The 21,494-nt window shown below is 70.3% G+C and carries 19 protein-coding genes; 7 read left to right on the top strand and 12 right to left on the bottom strand.

Features of this window, described 5'->3' with window-relative positions; translation table 11 throughout:
- Positions 1–93: 93 nt before the first annotated feature.
- Entirely contained in the window at positions 94–2,505 is a 2,412-nt protein-coding gene (locus ACQE3L_RS04865) for a GAF domain-containing protein (RefSeq protein ID WP_426962653.1), read from the bottom strand.
- A 207-nt stretch (positions 2,506–2,712) separates the two neighbouring features.
- On the opposite strand from ACQE3L_RS04865, the gene alaS reads away from it, so the two are divergent.
- Positions 2,713–5,484 (top strand): alanine--tRNA ligase, encoded by a 2,772-nt coding sequence (gene alaS / locus ACQE3L_RS04870; RefSeq protein WP_426962654.1) that lies wholly within the window; start codon positions 2,713–2,715, stop codon positions 5,482–5,484.
- A gap of 160 nt (positions 5,485–5,644) precedes the next feature.
- Here the strand turns inward: alaS and ACQE3L_RS04875 are convergent, their stop codons facing one another.
- Positions 5,645–5,923 (bottom strand): MarR family transcriptional regulator, encoded by a 279-nt coding sequence (locus ACQE3L_RS04875; protein WP_058367355.1) that lies wholly within the window; start codon positions 5,921–5,923, stop codon positions 5,645–5,647.
- Positions 5,924–6,158: 235 nt separating this feature from the next.
- Between ACQE3L_RS04875 and ACQE3L_RS04880 the strand changes: the two genes are divergently transcribed.
- Positions 6,159–6,467, top strand: coding sequence for an EMC6-like membrane protein (locus ACQE3L_RS04880; RefSeq protein WP_426962655.1), 309 nt, complete (start codon positions 6,159–6,161; stop codon positions 6,465–6,467).
- A gap of 2 nt (positions 6,468–6,469) precedes the next feature.
- Positions 6,470–8,290: a ribosome biogenesis/translation initiation ATPase RLI gene (locus ACQE3L_RS04885; protein WP_426962656.1), complete on the top strand. Its 1,821-nt coding sequence runs from the start codon at positions 6,470–6,472 to the stop codon at positions 8,288–8,290.
- 48 nt (positions 8,291–8,338) lie between these two features.
- Here the strand turns inward: ACQE3L_RS04885 and ACQE3L_RS04890 are convergent, their stop codons facing one another.
- The gene (locus ACQE3L_RS04890; RefSeq protein ID WP_426962657.1) at positions 8,339–9,412 is read right to left on the bottom strand and encodes a type II glyceraldehyde-3-phosphate dehydrogenase; all 1,074 of its coding nucleotides are present in this window, start codon (positions 9,410–9,412) and stop codon (positions 8,339–8,341) included.
- Positions 9,413–9,687: 275 nt separating this feature from the next.
- Here ACQE3L_RS04890 and ACQE3L_RS04895 point away from each other — a divergent pair, with 275 nt between their 5' ends.
- The 3 genes from ACQE3L_RS04895 (at position 9,688) to ACQE3L_RS04905 (ending at position 14,044) form a co-directional block, all read left to right on the top strand.
- A complete protein-coding gene (locus ACQE3L_RS04895) occupies positions 9,688–10,641 on the top strand; it encodes an aminopeptidase (protein ID WP_426962658.1) in 954 nt (317 codons plus the stop codon).
- Between the two features lie 1,280 nt (positions 10,642–11,921).
- Positions 11,922–12,578, top strand: coding sequence for an HVO_0476 family zinc finger protein (locus ACQE3L_RS04900; protein ID WP_426962659.1), 657 nt, complete (start codon positions 11,922–11,924; stop codon positions 12,576–12,578).
- Between the two features lie 161 nt (positions 12,579–12,739).
- A complete protein-coding gene (locus ACQE3L_RS04905) occupies positions 12,740–14,044 on the top strand; it encodes a hemolysin family protein (protein ID WP_426962660.1) in 1,305 nt (434 codons plus the stop codon).
- 28 nt (positions 14,045–14,072) lie between these two features.
- On the opposite strand, the gene ACQE3L_RS04910 is transcribed toward ACQE3L_RS04905, so the two are convergent.
- Positions 14,073–14,615 carry a GNAT family N-acetyltransferase gene (locus ACQE3L_RS04910; RefSeq protein ID WP_426962661.1) on the bottom strand — a complete coding sequence of 181 codons (543 nt, stop codon included), beginning with the start codon at positions 14,613–14,615 and terminating at the stop codon, positions 14,073–14,075.
- A 115-nt stretch (positions 14,616–14,730) separates the two neighbouring features.
- Between ACQE3L_RS04910 and ACQE3L_RS04915 the strand changes: the two genes are divergently transcribed.
- Complete coding sequence (locus ACQE3L_RS04915; RefSeq protein WP_426962662.1) at positions 14,731–15,090, top strand: thiol-disulfide oxidoreductase DCC family protein; 360 nt, start codon at positions 14,731–14,733, stop codon at positions 15,088–15,090.
- 24 nt (positions 15,091–15,114) lie between these two features.
- Here ACQE3L_RS04915 and ACQE3L_RS04920 read toward each other — a convergent pair whose 3' ends face one another.
- From ACQE3L_RS04920 to ACQE3L_RS04955, 8 genes are all read right to left on the bottom strand, one after another.
- On the bottom strand, positions 15,115–15,420 hold the full coding sequence (locus ACQE3L_RS04920) for a DUF7853 family protein (RefSeq protein WP_058367372.1): 306 nt from the start codon (positions 15,418–15,420) through the stop codon (positions 15,115–15,117).
- A 65-nt stretch (positions 15,421–15,485) separates the two neighbouring features.
- On the bottom strand, positions 15,486–16,664 hold the full coding sequence (locus ACQE3L_RS04925) for an acyl-CoA dehydrogenase family protein (protein ID WP_426962663.1): 1,179 nt from the start codon (positions 16,662–16,664) through the stop codon (positions 15,486–15,488).
- A 127-nt stretch (positions 16,665–16,791) separates the two neighbouring features.
- Positions 16,792–17,502, bottom strand: coding sequence for a type 1 glutamine amidotransferase (locus ACQE3L_RS04930; RefSeq protein ID WP_426962664.1), 711 nt, complete (start codon positions 17,500–17,502; stop codon positions 16,792–16,794).
- Positions 17,503–17,630: 128 nt separating this feature from the next.
- Positions 17,631–18,059, bottom strand: coding sequence for an archaeal heat shock protein Hsp14 (gene hsp14, locus ACQE3L_RS04935; protein WP_426962666.1), 429 nt, complete (start codon positions 18,057–18,059; stop codon positions 17,631–17,633).
- 144 nt (positions 18,060–18,203) lie between these two features.
- The gene (gene hsp14 / locus ACQE3L_RS04940) at positions 18,204–18,632 is read right to left on the bottom strand and encodes an archaeal heat shock protein Hsp14 (protein ID WP_426962667.1); all 429 of its coding nucleotides are present in this window, start codon (positions 18,630–18,632) and stop codon (positions 18,204–18,206) included.
- A 113-nt stretch (positions 18,633–18,745) separates the two neighbouring features.
- Entirely contained in the window at positions 18,746–19,567 is an 822-nt protein-coding gene (gene pheA / locus ACQE3L_RS04945; RefSeq protein ID WP_426962668.1) for a prephenate dehydratase, read from the bottom strand.
- An 89-nt stretch (positions 19,568–19,656) separates the two neighbouring features.
- Positions 19,657–20,649, bottom strand: coding sequence for an electron transfer flavoprotein subunit alpha/FixB family protein (locus tag ACQE3L_RS04950; RefSeq protein ID WP_426962669.1), 993 nt, complete (start codon positions 20,647–20,649; stop codon positions 19,657–19,659).
- Complete coding sequence (locus ACQE3L_RS04955) at positions 20,646–21,434, bottom strand: electron transfer flavoprotein subunit beta/FixA family protein (RefSeq protein WP_426962670.1); 789 nt, start codon at positions 21,432–21,434, stop codon at positions 20,646–20,648. The genes ACQE3L_RS04950 and ACQE3L_RS04955 overlap by 4 nt, the downstream gene beginning before the upstream one ends.
- Between the last annotated feature and the right edge of the window lie 60 nt (positions 21,435–21,494).

Genomic DNA, 21,494 nt, shown 5'->3' on the forward strand with positions numbered 1-21,494 from the left:
CACCGTACGGCACGCGGGGGCAAAACGGCGGCGGCGGGGAGAGCCCCGTCCGGTCGGGCGGGAAGTTGTCGGAGGACGCCGCGTTCACCGATCCTACGACTCGGCGGCGCTGGCCTCGCGGGAGCCGTCGAACTTGAACTCGAAGCGGGCGCCCCCGTCGTGGCCGGTGAGCGCGCGAACGTCCCAGCCGTGGGCCTCCGCGATGTGCCGCGTGATGGCGAGGCCGAGCCCGGTTCCGGACTCGTCGCTCGAGTACCCCGTTTCGAACACTTTCTCGCGCTCGCTCTCGGGGATGCCCGGGCCGTCGTCCTCGACGTAGAACCCGGTCCCGTCGCCGCCCCGGTACTCGACGGGCCCCACCCGGACCGTGGGGGCGGCTTCGACGGCGTCGACGCTCGGTCGGGTGGCAGGCCCGCTGGCGTCAGCGTCTCCACCTCCACCCCCACCGTCGCCGGCGGTGGAGCCGTGTTCGACGGCGTTGCGGAACAGGTTCTCCAGCAGCTCCGTTGCCCTGTCGGGGTCGACGTTCAGGGTCCGGTCCTCCTCGACGACGAGCTCCGCGTCCTCGGTCGAGACGTTCCCCCACGCGCGCTCCGCGAGCGCGCGCAGCGAGGCCTCCCGCCGCTCGCCGACGACCTCGCCCTTCCGCGCGAGCGACAGCAGGTCCTCGACGAGGTGATCCATCCGGTCGAGCGCGCCGTCCACGCGGTCGAAGTGCTCCTTCTCTCCGGTCTCGCGGGCGAGCTCGAGGTAGCCGGTCGCCACCGAGAGGGGGTTCCTGAGGTCGTGCGAAACGATGGAGGCGAACTGATCGAGCCGCTCGTTCTGCCGCTCGAGGCGCTGTTCGTACTCGCGGCGCTCGGTCACGTCGGTGTAGATGGCGTAGCCGGAGATGTTCTCGGCGTCGAGCTGGACGGGGATCACGTGGATCAGGAAGTACCGGTCGCCGTCGGCGGTCCGCCGCCGCACCTCCTCGCGGACGTTCTGTCCCCGGCGGAGCTGGTCGTTGAGCCGGTCGGCGGTCTCCCTCACGGCCGTCTCGTCGGGGAGGATGTAGTCGTCGATGCTCTCGTCGACGACGGTACCGGCGCCCCAACCGAACACCTCCTCGAAGGCGGGGTTGACCTGTCTGACGACCGGTTCGTCGTCGACGTACTCGTAGGCGACGGCCGCGTCGGGGATGTTCTCGAACAGCGCCGAGAAGCGGTCGCGCTCCCGGCGGAGCCGCTCGTGAGCCTCGATGCGCGTCAGCGTCTCCGCGGCGTGAGTGGCCAGAAGCTCCGCGAGCTCGAGGTCGCGCTCGTCGAAGGCGTCGCGCTCGGTGGAGACGGCCTGGAAGACGCCGTGGTCGCCCATCGGGACGCTGATCCCCGACCGGTACTCCGGCTTGGCGGGGTCGGCGTCCTCGTCGGCGGCCACGTCCTGGACGAGCCGCGACTCGCCGGTCCGGATCGTGAGCCCCGCGAGCGTCGAGCCGTCGATCGGCATCCGGTCGCGAACGTCGTCCGGCTTCGATCCCTCCGACAGCGCCGCGGCGTGGAGGTACTCGCCCTCCGCACGGAGCGTGCTGCTGCGGTCCAGGTCGAGCACGCGCTGGGCGATCTCGACGGTCTTCGCGAAGACGGCGTCGGTCGAGCGGAGCCCCGTCAGCTCCGTCACGCCCTCGTGGAGGTCGGTCACGCGTCGGCGGCTCGACCGGAGCTCGGTCTCGGACTCGATCCGCGCGAGCGTGTTCTCCGCGTACGACAGCAGCAGCCGGAGCAGCTCGAGGTCGCGCTCGTCGAACGCGTTCGCCTCGTCGGAGGCCGCCTGGAACACGCCGCGGTCGCCGAACGGGACGCTCAGCGCCGAGCGCATCTCCGTCCATCGTGGGTCGGCCGCCTCGACGTCGCTCACGTCGTCGATGATCTGCGGCTCCCCGGTTCGGTACGTCTCGCCGAGGACGCCGAACTCGACGTCGAATCGCTCCTGCCACGCGTGACTGGGGGCGGCGGGGACGAACTCGTCGCCCTCCGCGATCCCGATGTAACAGAAATCGTACCCGAGGAGGTCGCGAGCGATCCGCGCGACCGACTCGTAAACCGCCTCCTCGTCCGAGACGCCGACCAGCTCCGCGGTCCCCTCGTGGAGTCGTTCCAGCCGCGACCGGGAGTCGTCGGAGTCGTCGTCGACCGTCGAAACCGGCGTCGCGGCCGCCGCGGAGGCGTTGAGTGCCGCACCACGGACCACGTGCGGGAGCGCGTCGAGGTCGTCGACGCGTGTCGCGACGACCTCGTCCGCGTCCACGCCGTATCCGACGATCGGGGTCGCGGGGCGCGCGTCCGCGAGCACGTCGCGGGCGGACCTGTCGGTCACGACGATGGTGTCCGCCTCGATCAGGGGGTCGAACCGCTCGGCGATCGTTGCGGGGGACCGATGGTTGACCGATCCCACCGACGACAGCCGCTCCACCAGCGGCGCGGGCGGCTCCTCGCCGACGACGAGCAGCCGTGTCGCTTCAGTCACGTCTCACTCTCCTGTTTGTTTTACCATGGCGATCAGGGGTGATAACCCTATCGCCATTCTGCCTGAATATTTCGACGCGATCGGACCACGGGGACGCCACGGGGATCGGTCCGACGTGGCCGACTGCCGCGCTGCCGTCGCGCCGCTGCCGGTCACGCCGCGGTCGGCCCGGAACCCTTTTGCACGAACACGGGCCACAGTCGGGTAATGAGCGATCTCGAAGCGGAGTACCGCCTCGACTACTTCGAAGAGGAGGGGTTCCACCGACGGGAGTGCGACTCGTGTGGGGTACACTTCTGGACCCGCGACGCCGACCGCGAGGTGTGCGGGGAGCCGCCCTGTGCGGACTACAGCTTCATCGACGACCCGGGGTTCCCCGAGTCGTACACGTTAGAGGAGATGCGCGAGGCGTTCCTCTCCTTCTTCGACGACCACGACCACGAGCGGATCGACCCGTACCCGGTCGCCGCGAACCGCTGGCGGGACGACGTGCTCCTGACGCAAGCGTCGATCTACGACTTCCAGCCGCTCGTCACCTCCGGACAGACACCGCCGCCGGCGAACCCGCTGGCGATCTCCCAGCCCTGTATCCGGATGCAGGACATCGACAACGTGGGAAAGACCGGCCGACACACGATGGCCTTCGAGATGATGGCCCACCACGCGTTCAACGTCCGCGAGGACGCCGACGCGGAGTACGCCTACGAGGGCGAGGTGTACTGGAAGGACGAGACGGTCGAGTACTGCGACGAGTTCTTCGAGCACCTCGGGGCCGACCTCGAGGAGATCACCTACATCGAGGACCCGTGGGTCGGCGGCGGTAACGCCGGCCCCGCCATCGAGGTCATCTACAAGGGCGCCGAGCTGGCCACGCTCGTGTTCATGTGCATGGAGCAGGATCCCGACGGCGACTACGAGATGAAGGACGGGAACACCTACTCGTTCATGGACACGTACATCGTCGACACCGGCTACGGGCTGGAGCGGTGGACGTGGATGAGCCAGGGAACCCCGACGGTCTACGAGGCGATCTACCCCGACGCCATCGACTTCCTGAAGGAGAACGCCGGCATCGACTACACCGACGAGCAGCAGACGATCGTCAACCGCGCCGCGAAGCTCTCGGGTCGGCTCGACATCGACGACGTGGACGACGTGGAGGCCGCCCGCGGCGACATCGCCGAGAAGCTCGGCGTCGACGTGGCGGAGCTCCGCGAACTGGTGGAGCCGCTCGAGGACATCTACGCCATCGCCGACCACTCGCGGACGCTCGCGTACATGCTCGGCGACGGCATCGTCCCCTCGAACGTGGGGACGGGCTACCTCGCTCGGATGGTGCTCCGCCGGATGAAGCGGCTCGTGGACAACGTCGGCGTCGACGCGCCGCTGGACGAACTCGTGGACATGCAGGCCGAGCGCCTCGGCTACGAGAACCGCGACACGATCCGCGACATCGTCCGCACCGAGGAGCGCAAGTACCGCAAGACGCTCGAGCGCGGCTCCCGGAAGGTCGAACAGCTCGCGGACGAGTACGCCGGCACCGGCGAACCGATCCCGACCGAGAAGCTGCTGGAGCTGTACGACTCCCACGGCATCCAGCCCGACATGGTCGCGGAGATCGCCGCGGAGCGCGACGCCGAGGTCGCGGTCCCGGACGACTTCTACTCGCTCGTGGCGGACAGACACGAGGGCGTCGACGACGCCGACGAGGACGACCGCGACGAGCGGTTCGCCGACCTCCCGCCGACGGAGAAGTTGTTCTACGACGACCAGGAGCGCACGGAGTTCGAGGCGGTCGTCCTCGACGTCTTCGAGCGCGAGGACGGCTACGACGTGGTGTTAGACCAGACGATGTTCTACCCGGAGGGCGGCGGCCAGCCCGCCGACCGCGGCACCCTCACCGCCGGCGAGACGACCGTCGAGGTCGAGGACGTCCAGGAGGTCGACGACGTGGTGCTCCACCGCACCGACGCCGACCCCGGGACGGGCGAGTTCGTCCGGGGGCAGGTCGACGGCGAGCGCCGCACGGCGCTGATGCAGCACCACACCGCCACCCACCTGATCGGCCACGCGGCCCGCGAGGTGCTCGGGGACCACGTCCGGCAGGCGGGCGCCCAGAAGGGGACCGACTCCGCACGCCTCGACGTGCGCCACTACGAGCGCATCACTCGCGAGGAGGTCAAGGAGATCGAGCGCGTCGCCAACCGCCTCGTCGCCGAGAACGTCGCGGTCCGTCAGGAGTGGCCCCACCGCCACGAGGCCGAGGCCGAGCACGGCTTCGACCTGTATCAGGGGGGGATCCCCCCGGGAACCAACGTCCGACTGATCCACGTCGGCGACGCCGACGTGCAGGCCTGCGCCGGCACGCACGTCGGGCGCACCGGCGACATCGGCGCGGTGAAGGTGCTGAAGACGGAGCCCGTTCAGGACGGCGTCGAGCGCATCGTCTTCGCGGCCGGCGACGCGGCGGTCCGCGCGACCCAGCGCACCGAGGACGCGCTGTACGACGCCGCGGACGTGCTCGACGTGGACCCGCAGGACGTGCCCGAGACCGCCGAGCGCTTCTTCGAGGAGTGGAAGGCGCGGGGCAAGGAGATCGAGCGGCTCACCGAGGAACTCGCCGAGGCCCGCGCCGGCGGCGGCGCCGACGCCGAGGAGGTCGACGTCGACGGGACGCCCGCGGTGGTCCAGCGGCTCGACGGCGACGCCGACGAGATCCGCGCGACCGCGAACGCGCTGCGCGAGGAGGGGAAGATCGCGGTCGTCGGCTCCGGCGCCGACGGCTCCGCGCAGTTCGTCGTCGGCGTGCCCGAGGGGTCGGACCTCAACGCCGGCGAGGTCGTGGGGCAACTCGCCGCCCGCGTCGGCGGCGGCGGTGGCGGCCCGCCGGACTTCGCACAGGGCGGCGGTCCCGACGTCGAGGCCCTCGACGAGACGCTCGAGGAGGCGCCCGAGATCCTGCGGCAGGCGCTGGCGTGAGCGGCGGCCGCTGCTGATAGACGACCGGCTCCGCTGGCGGGACTTTCCGTCTCTCGCGGAGCGTTCTGTCGGCGGCGGGGTTTTTCCGCCCCTCGTGGACGGGTTCCGTCACTCGCGAGCTATCGGGCGGGGCAGAGAAGGTCGGCGGCGCGGTCGGGCGTCAGTCGGCGCAGGTCGCTTCTTCGGAGTCGGCGGTGAACTCCTGGGCGGGCTCGGTGAGCTGGTAGAGGTTCTGTCGGGCGTCGGCGAAGTAGACGTCCTCGTCGACGACGTCGATTCCCTCCAGCCGTTCGAGCGCGTAGCGGACCGTGCGCGCGGACAGCATCGATTCCTGGACGATCCCTTTCTGGGTCAACGGTCCGTTGTACTCCAGTACCTTGAAGACGAGCTTCGCGCTCGGGGGGAGGTCGTCGAGACTCTCCTGTTCGGTTCCAGCCATCGTTACGATTCGAAACGGTACACACCCATAAAGGTTGATGGAAGCCCCCCGGATCACCCCCCGTTTATCGGCTTTATTCCGCTGTTCTCGGCGTGTTGCGGCAATATCATCCCACAACTGCGCCCGTAAACTGACCGGTCAGTCAGGTTCGCGGCTCGCGCGCGCCCCGTCCAGTCGCGGCCGCGGTTCGCGGCCGGAACGAACCGCTTTTCACGAGCGCAGGCGGACGGGACGTATGAGCAACGACTCGGGAATCACGGGCCACGCCCGCGGCGTGGTCGTGACGACGGTCGCCTGCCTCGCCGGCATCGCGGCGGCGCTGGCCTCGGCGATGTACGTCGGCACGACGGCGGCGGCCGCCGGATCGACGACCGCGCTCGTCGTCCTCGCGGCCTTCGTCATCGTCCAGTTCCCCGTCCTGAAGGGCCTCGGCGTCGCCGTCGAGGAGTTCGGCGTAAAGGACAACCTCTACGTGACGTTCATGACGTTCACGCTCTGGTTCATCAGCTACACCATCCTCCTCGTGGGGAGCGTCTCGCTGTAACCATGGCGGACGACAGCATCGCCGTGGTCGATTTGGACCGCTGCCAGCCCGACCGCTGCAACTACGAGTGTGCCAACTTCTGTCCGCCCAACCGGACGGGCAAGGAATGTATCACCCAGCGCGGGGAGGACGCGGTCGACGGCGACCCCGACCAGATCCGCATCTCCGAGGAGATCTGTCTGGGCGAGACCTGCGGCATCTGCGTCGAGAAATGTCCGTTCGACGCCATCGAGATCATCAACCTCCCCTCCGAGCTGGAGGAGGACCCGGTCCACCGCTACGGCGAGAACGCCTTCTCGCTGTACGGCCTGCCGTACCCCGAGCCGGGCACCGTGACCGGTATCCTCGGACCGAACGGAATCGGGAAGTCGACCGCGGTCCACGCGCTCGCGGGCGAGATGACGCCGAACCTCGGCGACCACGATGACGAGCCCGAGTGGGAGGCGGTGCTCGACCGCTTCCGCGGCACGGAGCTCCAGAACTACCTCGGCAAGCTCGTCGAGGGCGAGGTGACCGTCGCGCGCAAGCCGCAGTACGTCGACCAGATCCCCAAGCAGTTCGACGGCAACACCCGCGAGCTGTTGGAGCGCACCGACGAGCGCGGCGCGCTCGAGGACCTGATCGACCGGCTCTCGATCCGGCCCGTGATGGACCAGCCCATCGACTCCATCTCGGGCGGGGAGCTCCAGCGCGTCGCCATCGCGGCGTGTCTGGCCCGCGACGCCGACTTCTACTTCCTCGACGAGATCACCCCCTACCTCGACATCGGTCAGCGGATGACCGCCGCGCGGCTGATCGCCGAGTTGGCGGAGGACGAGGCGGCCGACCGCTCGATGCTCGTCGTCGAGCACGACCTCGCGATCCTCGACATGCTCGCGGACACGCTCCACGTCGCCTACGGTGAGCCGGGCGCGTACGGCGTGATCACGGACTCGAAGTCCGTCCGCAACGGCATCAACGAGTACCTGAAGGGCTACCTCGACAACGAGAACATGCGGATCCGGCCGAACGCGATCACCTTCGAGGAGCACGCACCGCGCGTCTCCTCGAAGGGGATGCCGCTGGTCGACTACCCCGACCTGCACAAGTCCTACGGCGAGGGGGAGTTCTCCCTCGACGTGGAGGCCGGCACCATCTACGAGTCCGAGGTGCTCGGCGTCGTCGGGCCGAACGGCATCGGGAAGTCGACGCTCGCGAAGATGTTCGCGGGCTCCGTCGAGCCGGACGAGGGCGACCTCGACTTCGAGCTGGACATCGCCTACAAGCCCCAGTACGTCGAGATCGACCAGCCGATGCGCGTCGACGCGTTCCTCTCCTCGATCACCGACGAATTCGGCAGCTCCTACTGGAACACGGAGGTCGCCCAGCCGCTCCAGCTCGAGCGGATCATGGAGCAGAACCTCACGGACCTGTCGGGCGGGGAGCGCCAGCGCGTCGCCATCGCGGCGTGTCTCTCCGAGGACGCGGATCTCTACGTGATGGACGAGCCCTCCGCGCACCTCGACGTGGAACAGCGCGTGCAGGCCACCTCGGCCATCCGGCGCTACGCCGAGAACCACGACGCGACCGTGCTCGTCATCGACCACGACATCTACATGATCGACCTGCTGGCCGACCGCCTGATGGTGTTCGACGGCGAGCCGGCCCACCACGGGCACGCCAAGCCCCCGCAGGAGATGCGCGCGGGCATGAACGACTTCCTCGCGGACCTGGACATCACCTTCCGGCGCGACGAGCGGACCGGCCGCCCGCGGATCAACAAGCCGGACTCCCAGAAGGACCGCCAGCAGAAGCGCGAGGGCGAGTACTACTACTCCGTCTGACCGTCGGTCGTCGGCGACGAGCGCGGCCGGGGTCGTGACGACCCCTCGTCAGTCGTCGGCGGGGACCGGCTCTCGCTCGCCGTCGATCCGACCGTCGCTAAAAACGCTTTCGAGCCCCACTCCGAGCGTCTCGTCCGTCCGCGCGGTCGACTCCGCGGCGTCGACGTCGGTCGCCATCGCGCGGACGGCGTCGACGTTCTCCGGCACCACGTCGGCCTCCTGGTGGACGTTCTGGAACAGGTACAGGTCCCGTCCCGCCACGTTTATCGACTCGCCCCAGACGCAGTTCTCCCAGAGGTCGCCGCGCGGGCGCCCGGCGTCCAGCGCGTAGTCCTTCAGCCGTCCGGCGCCGTCGATGGCGGCCGTCTCGGGGATGACGAACACGCGGGACTCCTCGGCCAGCAGCTCGCGGACGGCCTCGGGGTCGGGCGCATCCTCGAGCGTGACGTTGACGCTGTGGGTGTGCATCTGGGTCGTCGGCGCCTTCAGCGCGGCCGTGTCGACGGTGAGGTCGGGCAGCACCGTCGACACGTCGGGACCGTGGTGGGAGGGGATCCCCACCGGGTCCGGGACCACGTCGTTGATCGGGCCGCGCGAGGTCTCGCCCGGGTCGCCGCCGCGCCGGACGAGCGTGACCCGCGCCTTCTCGACCCCGAACCGCTCCTCGAGGGGCGCGAGGAGCCGCGAGAGCCCGGTCGTGTTACAGGAGACGACGCGGACGTAGTCGGCGTCGCGAGCGTCCTCGAAGTTCGCCCGGGAGTTGAACGAGACCTCGGCCACGTCCGCGTCCTCACCGCCCTGGAACACCGCGGGCGTGTCGCGGGCCTCGTAGAGCTCCCGGTTCTCCGCGCCGATGCCGGCCGGACAGCAGTCCACGACCACGTCGCTGGCGTCCACGAGGTCGGCCACCCCACCGGCGAGGTCCACGCCCGCGGCCGCGAAGGCGTCCGCGCGGTCGGGGACCGCGGCGTAGAGGTCGTAGCCGCGGCGGACGGCCGCCTCCGCCTCGTAGTTGGGGCTCGTCTTGGCGACGCCGACCAGTTCCATGTCGGGCTGGGCCGCGACCGCGTCCGCGACGCGCTTCCCGATGGTGCCGTACCCGTTGACGCCGACGCGTATCATACCCGAGTCTCCTCGTGTGCGGGTATAATCGTTTCGAAGGGCTCAAAAAGAAATTAACTACGCCACGAGTAACTGGTGAGTTAATTCGCGTGACGAGAGCGTGTAACTCCGTTTCGAAACGGAGTAATCTCGGCGGTGGAACGCCCCGCAGGGGGTTCACGATCGGAGCGACGGTTCGTGGGGCAGCCAACCAGGGTGCCCGGAGGAGGGCCGGAGGAACGGATCGGACGGCCGCGATGGCAAGGCCTAACGCCCGGTCGGCCGAACTCGGGTCCATGACCGACGAGGCAATCGCGGCGGCGGCCCGCACCGCCATCGAGCAGTGTCTGGACCTCGGTGCCGAGGAGTCGGCCGTGGTCGTCACCGACGAGAAGCGCCGCGCCATCGGCGAGGCGCTCTACGAGGCCGCGAGCGCGGTGACCGACGACGCCTCCATCGTCCGCTATCCGCCGGGCGAACAGCACGGCGCGGAGCCGCCGGAACCGGTCGCGGCGGCGATGGCGGCCGCGGACGTCTTCCTCGCGCCGACGACGAAGAGCCTGAGCCACACCCGCGCCCGCGGCGACGCCTGCGCGGCGGGCGCCCGCGGCGCCACGCTCCCGGGGATCACCGAGGAGGTGTTCCTGACGGGGCTGGACGCCGACTACGCCGCCATCGCCGCGCACTGCGACGACGTGCTCGATCAGGTCGCGGACGCCGAGGCGGTCCGCGTCACCACGCCCGCGGGCACGGACGTCACCTTCGAGCCGGGCGACCGCGAGTGGCTCGCGGACACCGGGATGGTCCACGACCCCGGCGACTTCTCGAACCTCCCCGCCGGCGAGGTGTTCGTCTCGCCGGAGACTGCGAACGGCACCTACGTCGTCGACGGGACGATGATGCCCCACGGGCTGCTCGCGGAGGGGGAAGAGCTCACCTTCGCGGTCGAGGACGGCTACGTCACCGACATCTCGGACGACGACGTGCGCGAGCAGGTCGAGGCCGGCGCGGAGGCGGTCGGCCGCGACGCGTACAACCTCGCGGAACTCGGCATCGGCACGAACGTCGGCGTCACCGACCTCGTCGGCTCCGTGCTGCTCGACGAGAAGGCCGCGGGCACGGTCCACATCGCCATCGGCGACGACGCCGGCATCGGCGGCGACACCGACGCGCCGCTCCACCTCGACGGCATCCTCCGCGAGCCGACCGTCTACGCGGACGGCGAGCCGGTCGAGCTTCCCTCGCCCTGATAAGGAGACGCCGTTTGGGACCGGACCGGTCGGGGATTTTCCGTCGGCTCTTTGTACGATATTTCCGTGTCTGTTGCAGATCCTGCTGATCTGGACAGCAACACCCAGAAAGCTCCAGCCGGCCCTCGCTACTGATCTGGATCTAGTTCCGATCCTGCTGATCTGGACAGCAACACCCAGAAAGCCCCAGCCGGCTCGACCGGCCGCGACACGCTCTGCGCTCCTCGCTCTCAGGCTGGCGAGACAAACTGCATCTCGCCGCTCTCCAGCGTGCAGTGGCGCGCTGGAGACACCGCGCGCTGCGGTGCTTGAGGCGTCGGGGCCGGATCGAGCCGACTGCCCCTTTCAGTCCCACCCACCGCGACCGCTCCGCACCGCCACCGCCCCGCAGCCTCGCACCTCCCCAGCCTCGGCGGCGGCGCGGCCGCGAAACCGCAGCGCGGGACAAACCGCGTCCCGCTGGCCTCCAGCGTGCAGTAGCGCGCTGGAGACACCGCAAGGCGGCCGCGCCGCCGCCTCCCTCGCGCGGTCGCGGCGACACGCGTTGCGGTCGCCGCGGCGCGCGCCGACCGCACAGCACCGCAGCCGCACCGCGGCCAGACGAACGTTTTTCTCGGAGCCCGCAGAACTCCCGCCGTGAGTGCAGTCTGATCGGTCTGGCCCCGGCGCGGCGCCTCGCCGGCTGTCCAACGTCCGGCGTGCGCGACTCCGACGCGCGCGAGGTCGCCAGCGCGCTACCGCATGCAGGCTGCTCGGAAATCTTCGATTTCCGGTGGAACCCGACCGCGGCCGGAGCACCGCGGCCGCGGGCGGCTGAGGCCGGGGAGGCGTGAGGCCACACTTGCCTCGACAGCCGAGGTAGCGACTCACCGAGCAACCGGCTTCGATGACCAACTCCACGAACCGGCCCTGGCGGACTGAAAGGGCGAGGCCGGTCGCGGGCGCTCAGACGACCCCTATCGGCGCCGGGCGTGGCGGAGAGGCGCCGATATGTCGCTGAGCGCCCGCGAGCGGTCGAGGGCTTTCTGGGTGTTGGCGGCAAGCGCAGCAGAACGCTCGACTGATACAGAAAAAGCGTAGAGCGAGCGGCGAGGGATTTCTGGGTGTGGGCGGCAAGGACAGCAGGACGCTCGATCACGCAAAACCCGGCGTCCCGCGAACATTCACCGAATTGCGTTCACTCGGATCCATCCATTCACCGATCCACCTCGCAAGCCACTCCGTACCGCACGCAGATGGACAAACGCGGCTTTTTACGCCCGCGTCGGCTACGCCCGCCAATGAGCGATCACGAATCCGGCGACCGTGTCGGTCTCGCCTGTCCCTCCTGTTCGGACGGCGCCGAGACGGTCCACGAGGTGCTGAAGCCCGGCGGGCAGGCGACCGTCCGCTGCACGGAGTGCGGCCACACGCACAAGGCCGAGATCCCCGAGGAGGAGACCGCGGAGCTGAAGGTCGTCGTCTCGCAGGACGGCGAGTCGTTCACCACCCGGATGGAGGTCCCGGCGGACACCTACGCCGAGGAGGGCGAGGAGTTCGTCGTCGACTCGCCGGACGCGCTGATGCAGGTGCGGGTCACCGGCATCGAGACCGCGCCCGAGACGCGCGTCGAGGAGGCCGACGTCGAGGAGATCGAGACGCTGTGGACGCGCGCGGTCGACAACGTGACGGTGAAGGTGTCGATGCACCCGAACGACGGCAACCGCGACCACACGGAGTCGTTCTCGATCAGCGTCCCCGGCGACTACGAGTTCACCGTCGGCGAGGTCGCGGAGTTCGGCGACCGGAAGTTCACGGTCGAGGGGGTCCAGATCCGCGAGAACGCGCCCAAGTACCGCTTCGACAAGCTCGACCACGAGGGCGACATGGCGTACGCGAAGGACGTGAAGCGGCTGTACGTGCGCGACGAGACGTCGACCGCGTGGTCCGCGTGGTAGGGGGCTTCGTTCGACGCCCGGCTGTGGGGTCCCGCGCCACGCAGCGATGACCGGCCACTCCGCCGCCCCGCAGCGATGACCGGCCACTCCGCCGCCCCGCAGCGATGACCGGCCGCCCCGCCGCCCCGCAGCTATAACCGGCCGCCCGCGAAAGCGGGGCCATGGTCACGGAATCGCTCGCGGTCGCGGGCGCGGTCATCGCGGGGCTGCTCTGTCTGAGCGCCTTCTTCTCCGCCAGCGAGATCGCGATCTTCTCGCTGGAGAGACACCGAACCGCCGGCGCGTCGGACGACGACCCGCGTGCGGCCGCGCTGGCGCGACTGCGCTCGGACCCCCACCGCCTGCTGGTGACGATCCTCGTCGGGAACAACCTCGTCAACATCTCGATGGCGAGCCTCGCGACCGCGACGCTCGCGGTCGTCTACGGGCCGGGAGCGGGCGTCACCATCGCCACCGCGGTGATGTCCGTCCTCATCCTCGTCTTCGGCGAGATCGCCCCCAAGTCCTACGGCGTGGCGAACGCCGACCGGCTGGCGCTGCGCGTCGCCCGGCCGATCGTCGCGCTCCAGTACCTGCTGTACCCCCTCGTGGTCGTCTTCGAGACGGTCGTGGACGTGATCAATCGACTCGCAGGCTCCGACCCCGCGGACGCTCCCGAACTCACGCGCGCGGAGCTGACCCGACTCGTCGCGACCGGCGAGCGCGTCGGCGCCATCGACCGGCGCGAGCGGGAGATGGTCGAGGGGATCTTCGGCCTCGGCGAGACGACCGTCCGCGAGGTGATGGTCCCGCGGCAGGACGTCGTCGCGGTCGACGCGGAGACGCCCCTCGCGGAGATCGTCGGCGTCTGCGCCGAGGCGCGCGTCTCCCGCGTGCCCGTCCATCGCGGCGACCTCGACGACACGGTCGGCGTCGTCGACATCCGCGACGCCGAGCGCGCACTGCGGGAGGGGCTGTCGCTCGAGGACGTGCTCCAGCAGACGCTCGCCGTCCCTGACTCCCGGCGCGTGGACGCGCTGCTCGCGGAGATGCAGGCGGAGCGGCTCTCGCTTGTCACCGTCGTCGACGAGTACGGCGAGGTCGAGGGGATCGTCACCGTCGAGGACATCGTCGAGGAGATCGTCGGCGACGTCTTCGAGGTCGGCGAGGAGCGCCTCCTCGACCACACCGACGACGGCCTGCTCGTGAAAGGGGAGGTGACCGTCGGCGAGGTGAACGACGTGCTCGGTACCGCGCTCCCCCGCGGACCGACCTACGAGACGGTCGCGGGGCTGATAAACGCCGAACTCGGTCGGCTCGGCGAGGCGGGCGACCGCGTCGACCTCCCCGAAGCCGGCGCCTCGCTGACGGTGGAAGCGGTCGAGCGCAACCGGATCCGCACCGTTCGCGTTCGGCGGAGTGCGCGCGACGACGCCGATACCGGCGACGGCACCGCGCGCGACGACGCGGACGGTGCCGCCGAGTGAGGTCGCGTCGCCGCCCGCGTCGCGGTTCTCACTCCCCGCCCTCCCACTCCTCGCGCAACAGGCCGTAGAACACGCGATCGACGTGCTCGCCGTCGACGTAGTAGTGGTCGCGCTGGCGCCCCTCCTCGGTGAACCCCGCGGTCTCCACGATCCGGCGCGAGGGTTCGTTGTCGGCGCGGGCGCCGGCGTACACCCGGTGGAGGCGACGCTCCTCGAAGGCGTACGCGAGCAACAGTTCGACCGCCTCGGTGCCGTACCCCTGTCCCTGCCGCTCCGGGGGGAACCACGCGGCGACCTCCGCGCGGCCGGCGTCGGGCGCCACGTCGAGCAGCGAGGCGAACCCGACGCGCTCCCCGTCGGCCCGGACCACCAGATCGGCGTCGCGGTCGTCCCCGAGGTAGCGCTCGGCCACCACGTCGCCCTCCGGCGTCGCCGGCGCGTTCGGCCGCACGCTGGACATCCAGCGGCGGACCGCGGGGTGGTTGTGGCCGCGCGCGAGGAACGCGCGGTCGTCCGCGGTCGCGACGTGGAGGTCGACGCGGTCGCCACGCAGGAAGATCGGACCGGTCATGCCCGGGGGCACGGGCGAGAGCCGGAAACCGGTGGCGGCCGTCCGGGTCCCGCGCGGGCGGTCGAAAGGGGGCCGCGGCAGCAAGACCCAAACCCGCCGCGGTCCAACGCCGGGTATGGCCACTCCACGGCTCGTCTACGACGACGACTGCGGCTTCTGCATGTGGTGTGTGCGCTGGGCGCTGCGGTTCGGCGAGTTCGAACCGGTGGGCTTCTCGGAGCTCTCCCCGGACCAGCAGGCCCGCCTGCCGGACGACTACGAGAACTGCATGCACCTGCTGACCGACGACGCCGCCTACTCCTGCGGCGAGGCGCTGGCCCAGGCGGCGGAACGCTGCGGGCCGGTGCCGCGAACCGTCGTCGGCCTCGCGCGGAAGCTCCCCCGATGGGAGGCGATCCGCGAGAAGGGGTACCGCTGGGTCGCCGACCGCCGCGCCATCTGGGGACGGTACGCCTCGGCGGAGTGCCCACAGTAGAGGCGACGCGGTCGACCGGCCGAGCTACGCGCTCGGCGGCCGGCCGCGGATCGCGGCGTTGACGCTTCTGAGCGCGGCGCGGCCGGGCGCCCGGTCGCGCAGCGGCGCGTCGCCCAGATACGTCACCAGCGCGTCACGGAGGAGCCGCAGCTCGTCGCCGTCGAACAGCCCGTCGCCCTCGAGCGTGGCGAGCGCGTCGAGTTCGGGTGGCGATTCCGCCCCCGCTTCGACCGCCTCCTCCGTCGCGGCCAGGAGGGCGACGTGGGCGACCCACGCCTCCTCGCGGCCGAGATCGGGAGCGGTCGGATCGTCGTGCGCTGGTGGGGTCACGGATGAGGGTACGCGACCCAGCATATAAATCTATGCCCGTTGTTGTCACACGTCACGAACGCTGGCTACTCGAACGCGGGGATGCCCGTCAGGTCCTCGCCGAGGATCAGCGTGTGGATGTCGTGTGTCCCTTCGTAGGTGTAGACGGTTTCCATGTTCGCCATGTGGCGCATCGGGGGGTAGTCCGTGGTGATCCCGTTGCCGCCGAGCATCTCGCGGGCGATCCGCGACTGGTCGCGGGCAGTCCGCACGTTGTTCCGCTTGGCCATCGAGACGTGCTGTGGCCGGAGCTCGCCCCGCTCCTTCAGGGCCGCGAGGCGGTGGGCGAGCAGTTGCGCGGTCGTGATCTCGGTCGCCATCTCCGCGAGCTTCTCCTGCTGGAGCTGGAACCGCGCGATCGGACCGCCGAACTGCTCGCGGTCGGTGGCGTACGCGCGGGCCGTCTCGAAGCAGTCGCGGGCCGCGCCGACCGCGCCCCACGCGATGCCGAACCGCGCCTGCGTCAGACACGACAGCGGCCCCTTCATCCCCTCCACGCCCGGGAGGACGTTCTCCTCGGGGACGCGGACGTTCTGGAGGCTTATCTCGCCGGTGATCGACGCCCGCAGCGAGAGCTTGTCGTGGATCTCCGAAGTCGTCACGCCGTCGCGGTCCGTCTCCACGAGGAACCCGCGGACGGTGCCGTCGTCGCTCGCGCCGTCCGCGGCCGAGCGGTCCTTCGCCCAGACGACCGCCACGTCCGCGATGGGGGAGTTCGTGATCCAGGTCTTCGAGCCGTTCAGCACGTACTCGTCGCCGTCCCTCTCGGCGTGGGTCTCCATCGCCGAGGGGTTCGAGCCGTGCTCCGGTTCGGTCAGCCCGAAACAGCCGACCGCCTCGCCGCGGCCGAGCGCCGGCAGCCACTCCTCCTTTTGCGCCTCGCTGCCGAACGCGTGGATGGGGTACATCACCAGCGCGCCCTGGACGCTCGCCATCGAGCGCAGGCCGGAGTCGCACGCCTCCAGTTCCTGCATCAGCAGGCCGTAGGCGGTCTCGGAGACGTTCGGCAGGCCGTAGCCGTCGAGGTTCGGCGCGTAAAAGCCCATCTCGCCCATCTCGGGGATTATCTCCGTCGGGAACGTCCCCGCCTCGAAGTGGTCGCCGATGTCGGGCCGGACGCGCTCCTCGACGAACTCCCGCGCCGTGTCGCGGATCAGCCGCTCCTCCTCGCCGAGGTCCGCCTCCAGACCCACGTAGTCGAGCATGATCGTTCGTGGGGGTGGTTCCCACAAAAGGTGTTCGCAACGTCGCGTCGGTCCGCCGCTCCGCCGGCTCGACCGTCCGAGGCCGTCGGCGGTCGGCAGTCGTCGCGATCGTCAGTCGTTGTGGTCGTCAGTCGTCCGCGGCCGCCGCGGTCCGCTCCGCCTGCAGGTCGCGGACGTGCGCGACGAAGTTGTCGAACACCTGCTTCGCCTCGCAGGCGGCGTCGTGCTTCTCGGCCGAGATGGACGCCAGCACGTCGTCGACGCGGGCGTCCCCGAGCCGCTCGCGCTTCCCGTCGGCCACCTCGCGGGCGGTCTCGATGTCGTACTCGGGGTGGAACTGCAGGCCCCAGTTGTGTCCCGCGCGGAACGCGTGGACGCCGTACTCGTTCTCCGCGAGGAGTTCGGCCTCCGGGGGGAGCTCCACGACGGCGTCGCCGTGGGAGGCGAAGACCGTGAACGCCTCGTCGACGCCGTCGAAGATCTCGTCGCCGTGGTGGGTGACCTCCGCGTATCCGAGCTCGAAGTCGTCCATGCCGGCGACGCGGCCGCCCAGCGCCTCCGCGAGCACCTGATGGCCGTAACAGACGCCGAGCGCGGGGACGCCGCGGTCGGTCGCCTCGGCGACGTAGTCGATCAGGTCCGGGATCCACGCCTCGTCCCAGTAGACCGACGAGCGCGAGCCGGTGATCACGAGCGCGTCGAAGTCGTAGTGACTCGGGAGGTCGCCGTCGCTGGCGTCGAACTCGACGAGGTCGGCGTCGATCTCTCGGCGGAAGTTGCGTCTGGTGTTCTCGCCCTCGTGGGCCGCGTTGAGCAGGGCGAAGCGGAGCCGCGTCATGGACGTAGGGAGTCGGCTCAGCCTCAAAACGGTTGTGTCGCCGCGAACGACTGCCGGGGACGCGGAGGCGGTGCCGAGCGGTTCGGCGCGGGCGGTTCAGTGCCGCGGTTCCGTCGGGCGAAAACGTCTCAGTCGATGTCGATCCGGTGCCCCTCGTCGTCCTCGGGGGCGTCCTTGGGGAGCGTCACGGTCAACACGCCGTTCGTGTAGGTCGCGGTCGCCTCCTCGTCGCGGACGGCCGCCGGCAGGTCGACCCGCCGGCTGACCGACTCGCTGCGCCGTTCGCGGCGCAGGTACCGGCCGTCGTCGCCGTCGCTCGCGTGCTCGCGCTCGGCGCGGATCGTCAGGTGCCCGTCGTGGACGGACACGTCGATGTCCGCGCGATCGAACCCGGGCAGGTCGGCCATCACGACGAGCTCGTCGTCGTAGTCGGCCACGTCGACCCCGCCGCGTCCGCTGTCGCCGCTCCAGCCCCGGTCGCCCCAGGTCCGGTCCTCGAACCGGGTCATGCGGTCGAACAGGCGCTCCATCTCCTCGAAGGGGGTTCGTCGATTCATCTGTCTATTCACCATCCACCGGAAAGCGCCGTGAGGTATTAACTGTTTCCTCAGAAAGGACAGATTTGGGGAGAGCCCGACAACGGACGAGAGAATTGGTCGCGAAAGCGGTCGGTGAGCCACCGGTCGAGACGGTGACGCACGTCAGTCGATGTCGATGCTGTGACCGCCCGCATCCCCGGTGGCCTTGGGTAGCTCGACGGTGAGGACGCCGTGCTGGTACGTCGCGGACGCCTCGTCCTCGCGGACCTCGGTCGGGAGCCGGAGCCGGCGGGAGACGGAGCGGCGGCGGCGCTCGCGGCGGTGGTACTGGGTGTCCTCGTCGTCCGCCTCGTCGGTCTCGGCGTGTTCGGCCGCGATAGTGAGCGTTCGGTCCTGTACCGTGACCTCCACGTCGTCGCGGTCGTAGCCGGGCAGGTCCGCGGTCACCGTGACCGTCTCGTCGTCCTCCGCCACGTCGACGGAGATGCCCTCGCCGACGCGCGACTCGATGCCGCTGCCGAACTCCTCGAACTCGCGGCTCATCCGGTCGAACAGCTCCTCGATGTCGCGGAAGGGGTCACGTCGCGTCATACGGTCGAAGGATCGGCGGCGAGGCTCTTGAACATTGTCGCCGGTTCGCCGGCTTCCCTTGCGTGGCGCGTGTCGAACCGGCCCCCTCGCGCCCTCGCGGACGGGGCGGACGATCAGACGACGTGTTGAGTGTCGTAGGAACCGAGCACGCGCACCCACCCGTCCGCGGCCACGAGCTCGCGGAGCGCCGCGACCGCCTCCTGCGTGCGCGACTCGTAGAGGCCCGCCTCCACGTCGAAGTGGAACAGGTAGTCGCCGAGTCGGTCGCCGCTCGGGCGCGACTCGATCCGCGAGAGGTTCACGTCCCGGTCCGCGAACGCCTCCAGCATCTCCAACAGCAGGCCGGGGTAGTTGGCGTTCGGGTAGACGACGATGGTGGTCTTGCCGCCGGCGTCCGAGCGCGCCGCCTCCGGGGCGACCACGAGGAACCGCGTCGCGTTCGAGGAGCGGTCCTGGATGTCCTCCGCGAGCACCCGGAGGTCCGGTTCGCCCTCGCCGCCGGCCGCGTTGTCGGGGTGGCCGATGCCGGCGACGCGGGAGTCCTCGCGGGCGCGCTCGACGCCCCGGGCGGTCGAGGCGACCGCCTCCTGTGTCACGTCGGGGTAGTTCGCCTCCAGATAGCTCCGGCACTGCGCGAGCGCCTGCGCGTGGCTCGCCACCACGTCGAACTCCTCCGCCTGCGCCAGCAGGGCGTGTCGGATGGGCGTGACGACCTCCTGGACGACCGCGACCTCGCGGTCGGCCAGCGCGTCGAGGCTCTCCGTGACCGAGCCCTCGATGCTGTTCTCGATGGGGACCACGCCGCGGTCGAACTCGCCCTCGTCGACGGCGGCGACGATGGCGGTGACCGACTCGCGGAACGACACCTCGTCGGCGACGGCGCGGGCGGCGCGGTGCGAGTAGGTGCCGGCCGGCCCGAGCGTGACGACGTTCATGGACCCGCGTACCCGACCGACTGTCAAAAGGATGCCGGGAGACTGCCCGGTCACGAACGGCCCGCCAGAACTCCGGCCGCCCGGCCGGACTACCCCTCGAACTCCTCGATGAGCTCCGGCACCACGTCGAAGAGGTCGCCGACGATGCCGTAGTCCGCGATGTCGAAGATGGGCGCGTTGGGGTCGGTGTTGATCGCGACGATGGTCTCGGAGCCCTTCATGCCCGCGACGTGCTGGACGGCCCCGGAGATGCCGACCGCGATGTACACCTTCGGCGTGACGACCTTGCCCGACTGGCCGACCTGCCGGTTCTTCGGCAGCCAGCCGTTGTCGACGATCGGTCGCGAGGAGGAGAGGGTCGCGCCGAGCGCGTCCGCGAGGTCGCGCACGAGGTCGAGGTTCTCCTCCTCCTCGATGCCGCGGCCGACGGAGACGAGCACCTCCGCCTCGCTGATGTCCACGTCGCCGCCGCCGACCTCCTCGAAGCCCTGCACGCGGGCGCCGAGCGCCGCCTCGTCGATCTCGAGGTCGAACGGCTCGACCGCGGCGTCGCCGGTCCCCTCCGCGGCCGGCCACTCCCCGCCGCGAACCGTGAGCGCGAAGCGGTCGCCCGCCACGTCGACGGTCGTCTCGACCTTCGAGCCGTACATCTCGCGCGTGACCGAGAGCCCGCCGTCGTACGCGAAGTCGACCGCGTCAGTGACGAGCGGCAGGTCGAGCGACTCGGCGACCGCGGGCGCGTAGTCGAGCCCGTTGACGGAGTTGGGCATCACGACCGCGGTCGGGGAGAGTTCCGCCTCGAGCGCCTCGAGTGCCTGCTGGTAGACGCCGTGGTCGAACTCCTCGCCGTTCCGTACGGTGTGGATCGTCGCCACGCCGGGACGGTCGAGCTCCTCGGCGAACCGCTCCACGTCGCCGGAAACGACCGCGAGGTGGAGTTCGCCGCCGAGCGCCTCGGCCAGTTCGCTCCCGGCGGTGATCAGCTCGAAGGAGACGTCGCGGAGGTCGCCGCGCCGGTGGTCGACGACCGCGAGCACGTCGCCGCCCGCGCCGCCGTCCGTCGCCAGGCCGTCGGCGTTCATGCGCCCACCCCCTTCTCGCGGAGGACCTCGGCGAGCCGCCCGGCCGCCTCCCCGGCGTCGCCCTCGATCATCTCGGCGTCGGACTCGCTCTCGGGCTCGTACATCTCCGCCAGCGTCAGCGCGCTCGCCACCTCCTCGGACGAGAGCCCGAGGTCGGAGAGATCCTTCGCGGCGATCTCCTTGCGCTGCGCCTGCCGGATGCCGCGCAGGCTCGCGTAGCGCGGCTCGTTGAGCCCGGTCTGGACCGTCAACACCGCGGGGAGGTCGACCTCGGTCAGCTCCTCGACGCCGCCCTCCAGCTCGCGGTGGACGTTCGCGACGCCGGCGTCGGCGTCCACCTCGAGGTCGTTGACGACCGCGGCGTGCTCGAAGCCGATCCGGTCGGCGAGCGCGACGCCGGTGGCGCCGAAGGAGTCGTCGGCCGCCTGCACGCCCGACAGAACGAGGTCCGGCTCCTCCTCGGCGACGACCGCCTCGAGCAGGCTCACCTTGCCGGCCACGTCGAGAAACTCCTCGGTCAGCGCGTCGTCCCACACGCGGACGGCGCGGTCGGCGCCCTTCGCGAGCGCCATCCGGATCGTCTCCTCGGACCGCTCCGGTCCGATCGTGACGGCGACCACCTCGTCGGCCACGTCGGCCTCCGCGAGCTGGACGCCCGCCTCGACCGCGTAGTCGTCCCACTCGTTGAGGTCGTACTCGAGGTCGCTCTCGGCGATCCCGGTCCCCTCGATCGCGAAGTCGTCGCCGACCTCCGCGACCTCCTTGACGGTCACGAGAACCTTCATGGTCGACCACTACTGGACACCCGAGGTAAGAGCTTTCGGAAGCGGCCGGCGCGGCCCGGA

Origin of the sequence: Haloparvum alkalitolerans, assembly GCF_050122995.1 — an archaeon.
In the GTDB taxonomy this organism is placed as follows: domain Archaea; phylum Halobacteriota; class Halobacteria; order Halobacteriales; family Haloferacaceae; genus Haloparvum; species Haloparvum alkalitolerans.

Bases quoted from the DNA above. Each gene is read 5' to 3' on its own strand.
- alaS (WP_426962654.1), top strand. From the start codon at position 2,713: ATGAGCGATCTCGAAGCGGAGTACCGCCTCGACTACTTCGAAGAGGAG.
- ACQE3L_RS04905 (WP_426962660.1), top strand. From the start codon at position 12,740: ATGGTCACGGAATCGCTCGCGGTCGCGGGCGCGGTCATCGCGGGGCTG.
- hsp14 (WP_426962667.1), bottom strand. From the start codon at position 18,632: ATGACGCGACGTGACCCCTTCCGCGACATCGAGGAGCTGTTCGACCGG.
- ACQE3L_RS04925 (WP_426962663.1), bottom strand. From the start codon at position 16,664: ATGCTCGACTACGTGGGTCTGGAGGCGGACCTCGGCGAGGAGGAGCGG.
- ACQE3L_RS04875 (WP_058367355.1), bottom strand. From the start codon at position 5,923: ATGGCTGGAACCGAACAGGAGAGTCTCGACGACCTCCCCCCGAGCGCG.
- ACQE3L_RS04890 (WP_426962657.1), bottom strand. From the start codon at position 9,412: ATGATACGCGTCGGCGTCAACGGGTACGGCACCATCGGGAAGCGCGTC.
- ACQE3L_RS04910 (WP_426962661.1), bottom strand. From the start codon at position 14,615: ATGACCGGTCCGATCTTCCTGCGTGGCGACCGCGTCGACCTCCACGTC.
- pheA (WP_426962668.1), bottom strand. From the start codon at position 19,567: ATGAACGTCGTCACGCTCGGGCCGGCCGGCACCTACTCGCACCGCGCC.
- hsp14 (WP_426962666.1), bottom strand. From the start codon at position 18,059: ATGAATCGACGAACCCCCTTCGAGGAGATGGAGCGCCTGTTCGACCGC.
- ACQE3L_RS04900 (WP_426962659.1), top strand. From the start codon at position 11,922: ATGAGCGATCACGAATCCGGCGACCGTGTCGGTCTCGCCTGTCCCTCC.
- ACQE3L_RS04915 (WP_426962662.1), top strand. From the start codon at position 14,731: ATGGCCACTCCACGGCTCGTCTACGACGACGACTGCGGCTTCTGCATG.
- ACQE3L_RS04880 (WP_426962655.1), top strand. From the start codon at position 6,159: ATGAGCAACGACTCGGGAATCACGGGCCACGCCCGCGGCGTGGTCGTG.
- ACQE3L_RS04885 (WP_426962656.1), top strand. From the start codon at position 6,470: ATGGCGGACGACAGCATCGCCGTGGTCGATTTGGACCGCTGCCAGCCC.
- ACQE3L_RS04955 (WP_426962670.1), bottom strand. From the start codon at position 21,434: ATGAAGGTTCTCGTGACCGTCAAGGAGGTCGCGGAGGTCGGCGACGAC.
- ACQE3L_RS04950 (WP_426962669.1), bottom strand. From the start codon at position 20,649: ATGAACGCCGACGGCCTGGCGACGGACGGCGGCGCGGGCGGCGACGTG.
- ACQE3L_RS04895 (WP_426962658.1), top strand. From the start codon at position 9,688: ATGACCGACGAGGCAATCGCGGCGGCGGCCCGCACCGCCATCGAGCAG.
- ACQE3L_RS04930 (WP_426962664.1), bottom strand. From the start codon at position 17,502: ATGACGCGGCTCCGCTTCGCCCTGCTCAACGCGGCCCACGAGGGCGAG.